Source organism: Streptomyces sp. NPDC088252, from assembly GCF_044740965.1.
Classification (GTDB): domain Bacteria; phylum Actinomycetota; class Actinomycetes; order Streptomycetales; family Streptomycetaceae; genus Streptomyces.
The window spans coordinates 42,539-48,750 of the sequence record NZ_JBIURS010000003.1; the positions used below are offsets into that span (position 1 = coordinate 42,539).

9 protein-coding genes are annotated in these 6,212 nt (G+C 66.8%); all 9 read right to left on the reverse strand.

Annotated elements, in window-relative coordinates:
• Positions 1–12: 12 nt before the first annotated feature.
• The 9 genes from truA to map all read right to left on the reverse strand — a co-directional run bounded on the left by truA (position 13) and on the right by map (position 6,025).
• Positions 13–867 carry a tRNA pseudouridine(38-40) synthase TruA gene (gene truA / locus ACIOHC_RS07065; RefSeq protein WP_351078017.1) on the reverse strand — a complete coding sequence of 285 codons (855 nt, stop codon included), beginning with the start codon at positions 865–867 and terminating at the stop codon, positions 13–15.
• A gap of 86 nt (positions 868–953) precedes the next feature.
• A complete protein-coding gene (gene rplQ / locus ACIOHC_RS07070; protein ID WP_365690033.1) occupies positions 954–1,466 on the reverse strand; it encodes a 50S ribosomal protein L17 in 513 nt (170 codons plus the stop codon).
• 214 nt (positions 1,467–1,680) lie between these two features.
• Positions 1,681–2,703: a DNA-directed RNA polymerase subunit alpha gene (locus ACIOHC_RS07075; protein WP_003966937.1), complete on the reverse strand. Its 1,023-nt coding sequence runs from the start codon at positions 2,701–2,703 to the stop codon at positions 1,681–1,683.
• A gap of 107 nt (positions 2,704–2,810) precedes the next feature.
• Positions 2,811–3,437: a 30S ribosomal protein S4 gene (rpsD, locus tag ACIOHC_RS07080; protein WP_093897256.1), complete on the reverse strand. Its 627-nt coding sequence runs from the start codon at positions 3,435–3,437 to the stop codon at positions 2,811–2,813.
• A gap of 31 nt (positions 3,438–3,468) precedes the next feature.
• Positions 3,469–3,873 (reverse strand): 30S ribosomal protein S11, encoded by a 405-nt coding sequence (rpsK, locus tag ACIOHC_RS07085; RefSeq protein WP_003956432.1) that lies wholly within the window; start codon positions 3,871–3,873, stop codon positions 3,469–3,471.
• A 105-nt stretch (positions 3,874–3,978) separates the two neighbouring features.
• A complete protein-coding gene (gene rpsM, locus ACIOHC_RS07090) occupies positions 3,979–4,359 on the reverse strand; it encodes a 30S ribosomal protein S13 (protein WP_018519286.1) in 381 nt (126 codons plus the stop codon).
• A 194-nt stretch (positions 4,360–4,553) separates the two neighbouring features.
• Complete coding sequence (rpmJ, locus tag ACIOHC_RS07095; protein WP_003956441.1) at positions 4,554–4,667, reverse strand: 50S ribosomal protein L36; 114 nt, start codon at positions 4,665–4,667, stop codon at positions 4,554–4,556.
• 60 nt (positions 4,668–4,727) lie between these two features.
• Positions 4,728–4,949, reverse strand: a complete 222-nt coding sequence (gene infA, locus ACIOHC_RS07100; RefSeq protein WP_003956442.1) for a translation initiation factor IF-1 — start codon at positions 4,947–4,949, stop codon at positions 4,728–4,730.
• Positions 4,950–5,182: 233 nt separating this feature from the next.
• Positions 5,183–6,025, reverse strand: a complete 843-nt coding sequence (gene map / locus ACIOHC_RS07105) for a type I methionyl aminopeptidase (protein WP_365690034.1) — start codon at positions 6,023–6,025, stop codon at positions 5,183–5,185.
• Positions 6,026–6,212 lie beyond the last annotated feature (187 nt).

Here is a 6,212-nt window from a genome sequence, read left to right on the forward strand (position 1 = left end):
CCCACCGGGGTCTCAGCAGCAGCCGTCCCCGGGGAGGGTGCGCACATTACGCGCCTCCCTGGAGCGGGCGGCCAACAACTCGTCGGCCGGATAGGCCACTTCCTCCAGCGTCAGCCCGTGGGGTCGCACCACATGCACCCCGGGATCCCGCACCCGTGCCGCCAGCACCTGAGCGGGCCACTCGGCCGGACGGCGCCCGTCGCCGACGAACAGCGCCGCGCCGATCAGTGCCCGCACCATGTTGTGGCAGAACGCGTCGGCCTGCACGGTCGCCGTCATGATCCCGGACGCCTCGTCCCGGACCCAGCTGAGTTTCTGCAGCGTACGGATGGTCGTCGCGCCCTCCCGCTTCTTGCAGTACGCGGCGAAGTCGTGCTCCCCGGTCATCCGGGCCGCCGCCTCGTTCATGGCATCGACGTCCAACGGCCGGTCGTGCCACAGCACATGACCGCGCAACAGCGGATCCACCCCACCGGGACGGTCGGCGACACGGTAGGCGTACCGACGCCACAGCGCCGAGAACCGGGCGTTGAACCCCGCCGGAGCCCGTTCGATGCGCCAGATCCGTACGTCGGGCGCCATCCGCCCGGCCATCCGCCGCAACAGCTTGTCCGCGTGCTCGGCCCACACCTCGTCCGGCAGATCGACATGGGCGACCTGGCCCCGGGCATGCACCCCGGCGTCCGTGCGCCCGGCGACGGTCAGGTCGTACGTCCGCGAGGACCGCGTCACGGTCCGCAGCGCGTCCTCGATCTCCCCCTGGACGGTCCGCCTGGAGGTCTGCTTGGCCCAGCCGGAGAAGTCCTTGCCGTCGTACGCCAGGTCCAGCCGCACCCGCACGAAGCCGGGCTCCACTTCGTCACTCACCCAAGGATCCTTGTCTCCAGTGCATACGGAACGGGCCCGCACCGCCCCGAAGGGTGATGCGGGCCCGCCCAGTGGTCTCAGAACGCTCAGGCGTCCTTGGACTCCGCCTCGGCCTCGGCCGGCTTGGCGTCCTCGACGACCTCGGCGGACTCGGCCGGAGCCTCGTCCTTCTTGAGGGCGTCTTCCTTGACCGCACGCTTGGTCGCGGCCTCGGCCTCACCGGTGGCCTGCTGGGCCACGGTCAGCGCCTCGACCAGCTCGATGACCGCCATCGGGGCGTTGTCGCCACGACGGTTGCCGATCTTGGTGATGCGGGTGTAACCACCGGGGCGGTTCTCGTACCGCGGGGCGATCTCGGTGAAGAGCGTGTGGACGACGCTCTTGTCCGTGATCGACTGCAGCACCAGGCGACGGTTGTGGATGTCGCCCTTCTTCGCCTTGGTGATGAAACGCTCGGCGACCGGACGCAGGCGGCGGGCCTTGGCCTCGGTCGTGGTGATGCGGCCGTGCTCGAACAGCGACTTCGCGAGGTTGATGAGAAGAAGCTTCTCGTGCGCGGCGCTGCCGCCCAGACGGGCACCCTTGGCGGGCTTCGGCATGGTGTTTCTCCTTGTGTGCTGCACCGGCCGTATCAGGTACCGGTGTCAGTTCCCGCGCGGCGGACGCCACACGGAAGATCAAGAGCCGATCGGGACATCAATCCGGCAGATGAAGCCAGTCATCAGCCAAAATCAAGCCCGTCCGGCGTTTGAGGACAAAGCCTCACCCGGTCCGGGGCACCCGGCGAACCCGGGCGCCCCGGCCGGAGGCGTACTAGTACTGCTCGGTCTCCACGAAACCGGCGTCCGCGTCGTCGTCGGCGCCGAAGGCGTCGGCCGCGGCCGTCGGGTCGAATCCGGGCGGGCTGTCCTTGAGCGCCAGGCCCATACCGGCCAGCTTCGCCTTGACCTCGTCGATCGACTTCGCACCGAAGTTGCGGATGTCGAGCAGGTCGGCCTCGGAACGAGCCACGAGCTCACCCACGGAGTGGATGCCCTCACGCTTGAGGCAGTTGTACGAACGGACCGTGAGCTCCAGCTCCTCGATCGGCAGCGCCAGATCGGCGGCGAGCGCGGCGTCCGTCGGGGACGGGCCCATGTCGATGCCCTCGGCGTCGATGTTGAGCTCACGCGCCAGACCGAACAGCTCGACCAGGGTCTTACCGGCCGAAGCCATGGCGTCACGCGGACGCATGGCCTGCTTGGTCTCGACGTCGACGATCAGCTTGTCGAAGTCGGTGCGCTGCTCGACACGGGTCGCCTCGACCTTGTACGTGACCTTGAGCACCGGCGAGTAGATGGAGTCGACCGGGATACGGCCGATCTCCTGGCCCACCTGCTTGTTCTGGACGGCGGAGACGTAGCCGCGACCGCGCTCGACGGTCAGCTCCATCTCCAGCTTGCCCTTGCCGTTCAGCGTGGCCAGGACCAGGTCCGGGTTGTGGACCTCGACACCGGCCGGCGGGGCGATGTCAGCAGCGGTGACCAGGCCGGGGCCCTGCTTGCGCAGGTACATCACGACCGGCTCGTCGTGCTCCGAGGAGACGACCAGCTGCTTGATGTTGAGGATGAGGTCGGTGACGTCCTCCTTGACGCCCGGCACGGTGGTGAACTCGTGCAGGACACCGTCGATCCGGATGCTGGTGACAGCGGCACCGGGGATCGAGGAGAGGAGCGTACGGCGGAGAGAGTTGCCGAGGGTGTAGCCGAAGCCCGGCTCCAGCGGCTCGATGACGAACCGGGAGCGGAACTCGTCAACGACCTCTTCGGTCAGCGACGGACGCTGAGCGATAAGCATGTTGCGTTCCTTCAGTCGTGGGCGCCCACTATTTGACGCCCCCAGATACTGACAAGGGTACGGGCGGCACGACCCGAAAGAGCCGTACCGCCCGGACCCACGAGCTACTACTTGGAGTAGAGCTCGACGATCAGCTGCTCCTGCACCTGGGTGTCGATCACCTGGCGCTCGGGCAGGGAGTGCACGAGGATCCGCATCGTGGACGGCACGGCTTCGAGCCACGCCGGAACGGTGCGCTCGCCGGCCTCGGCCTGGGCCACCTGGAAGGGGGTCAGGGCCTTGGACTTCTGACGAACCTCGATCACGTCGTTCACGGCGACGCGGGCCGACGGAATGTCGGTCTTCGTGCCGTTCACCGCGATGTGTCCGTGACGCACCAGCTGACGGGCGTGGTCGCGGGACTTGGCGAAGCCTGCCCGGTAGACCACGTTGTCGAGGCGGGTCTCAAGGATGCGCAGAAGGTTCTCACCGGTCTTGCCGGTCTTCTGGTTCGCTTCCTTGTAGTAGTTCACGAACTGCCGCTCAAGAACACCGTAGATCCGCGAGCACTTCTGCTTCTCACGAAGCTGAAGAAGGTACTCGCTGTCCTTGGTGCGCCCGCGTCCGTGCTCACCCGGGGGGTAAGGACGGATCTCGATCGGGCACTTCGCGCTCTCGCACTTGCTGCCCTTGAGGAACAGCTTCTGCTTCTCCCGACGGCATCGCTTGCAGTCGGCCCCGGTGTATCGCGCCATTTTCCAGTTGTCTCCGTTGCTTCAGACGGAATCAGACGCGGCGGCGCTTGGGCGGCCGGCATCCGTTGTGCGGAGTGGGGGTGACGTCCTGGATCGAGCCCACCTCCAGGCCGGTGGCCTGGAGCGAACGGATCGCGGTCTCACGGCCGGAGCCCGGACCCTTGACGAAGACGTCAACCTTGCGCATGCCGTGCTCCTGCGCGCGGCGGGCGGCCGACTCGGCGGCCATCTGAGCGGCGAAGGGGGTGGACTTGCGCGAGCCCTTGAAGCCGACATGGCCGGCGGAGGCCCAGGAGATCACGTTGCCCGAGGGGTCCGTGATCGAGACGATCGTGTTGTTGAACGTGCTCTTGATGTGCGCGTGGCCGTGAGCAACGTTCTTCTTTTCCTTGCGACGCACCTTCTTGGCTGCGCCCTGACGTCCCTTGGGGGGCATGTCTTGACTCCAGATGGAGAGGGGAGGTGATCGGTCCTACAGCGAAGACCGCTGGTTGCTGCGGCTGACCGGTGATCCGGACACCCGCAGTGCGTCCGCTGAGGACTACTTCTTGCCCGGCTTCTTCTTGCCGGCGATCGCGCGACGCGGGCCCTTGCGGGTACGAGCGTTCGTGCTGGTGCGCTGGCCGTGCACCGGCAGGCCGCGGCGGTGACGCAGGCCCTGGTAGCAGCCGATCTCGACCTTGCGGCGGATGTCGGCCTGGATCTCGCGACGGAGGTCACCCTCGGTGCGGAGGTTGGCGTCCACGTACTCGCGGATCTTGACCAGGTCCTCTTCGGCCAGGTCACGAACGCGGGTGTTCGGGTTCACGCCAGTGGTGGCGAGAATCTCCTTGGACCGGGTGCGCCCGATACCGAAGACGTAGGTGAGGGCGACCTCCACGCGCTTTTCGCGCGGGATGTCAACACCTGAAACGCGTGCCATTCAATGGCTCCAGTTGTTATTTCGGGGGTCTTCCACAGTGCCGCTCCCGATCGCCGACCTCTCACGAGGAGAGGTGGTACGCCCGGGTCCCCGGCCCCCGCCGGAGGTGTCGTCAGCCGAAGCTTGGACGGACTCTGCGTATGTACGTATTACGTGCGTCGCGCGAAGTACTGCGAGATGCAGGGGGTCGTGCGTCAGCCCTGGCGCTGCTTGTGGCGCAGGTTGTCGCAGATGACCATGACCCGACCGTGACGGCGGATCACCTTGCACTTGTCGCAGATCTTCTTGACGCTCGGCTTGACCTTCATGGGATGTCAGGTTCTCCGGGTCAGTGCCATCACCGCGCCGAGGCGGGGTGCGGGCAAGATCTACTTGTAGCGGTAGACGATCCGGCCACGCGTCAGGTCGTACGGAGAAAGCTCCACGACGACCCGGTCATCCGGAAGGATTCGGATGTAGTGCATCCGCATCTTGCCGCTGATGTGCGCGAGGACCTTGTGACCGTTCTGGAGCTCCACCTTGAACATGGCGTTCGGGAGGGACTCGATCACGGTGCCCTCAATTTCGATGGCACCTTGCTTCTTGGCCACGCTTCGCCCTTCGAATCGGCTACCTTGATCGACTTTCGATATCACATGTGGACACACGGATGCACAAGAGCCGACGCGTCAGTCTACGTCAGCGGACCCCAAAAGACGAATCCGTCAAGTTTGCCCACCGCGGGAGATCCTTAGACCTCCACAAGGGGGTCAAATCAGCCCATGAGGTCTGCCGGACTCCGCGCGCCGACCGAGCGATGAGCCGATGGGGGCTCCCCTGGTCCTCAAGACCTCGGGGAAGGGTCCGGTGCCGTCTCGATTCCGTACTGGGCCAGCTTCGCCTTGCCGCAGTCGGGGGCGGTCAGGACCAGCGGGCCCTGCTCGGTGAGGGCGATCGAGTGCTCCCAGTGGGAGGACCACGTGCCGTCCGTGGTGATCACGGTCCAGTCGTCCTGGAGCACCTCGGTCTGCGGTGTGCCGAGGGAGACCATCGGCTCGATGGCCAGGCAGACGCCGGGCACGAGCTTGATGCCCTTGCCCCGCTTCCGGGAGACGTAGTTCAGCAGGTGCGGGTCCATGTGCATCTCGGTGCCGATGCCGTGGCCGCCGTAGTCCTCGATGATCCCGTACTTGCCGGTGGCCGGACGCGGCTGGCGGCGGATGTAGGACTCGATCGCCTTCGAGACGTCGACGAGGCGGTTGTTCACCTTCATCGCGGCGATGCCGGCCCACATGGACTCCTCGGTCACCCGGGAGAGCTCGATCAGCTCCGGAGCGTGGCCGGTGCCGACGAACGCCGTGTACGCGGCGTCGCCGTGCCAGCCGTCGACGATCGCGCCGGCGTCGATGGAGATGATGTCGCCGTCCTTGAGGACGGTCTTGTCGTCCGGGATGCCGTGGACGACGACCTCGTTGACCGAGGTGCAGATGGTGGCGGGGAACCCGCCGTACCCGAGGAAGTTCGACTTCGCACCGTGATCGGCGATCACCTTGCGGGCCACGCGGTCCAGGTCCAGGGTGGTGGCGCCGGGCACCGCCGCCTCGCGGGTGGCCGCGTGAATGGCAGCGACCACCAGCCCCGCCTCTCGCATCTTCGCGATCTGCTCGGGGGTCTTGATCTGCACCATTGCGCGGCGCCTCTCTGCATCGAACTGCATCGAACGGTGACGGGGTGCGGCGTACTCAACGATACGGCGCAAACAGTCGGGCGCCGGCCCCCCCGCCGCCCCCCCCCCCGGTACGAGGAATGGCGGGGGTGGCGCAGACGCCCTCAACGGCCCCACCGGCACCCACCCCCCCCCCGGGCCCAACCGG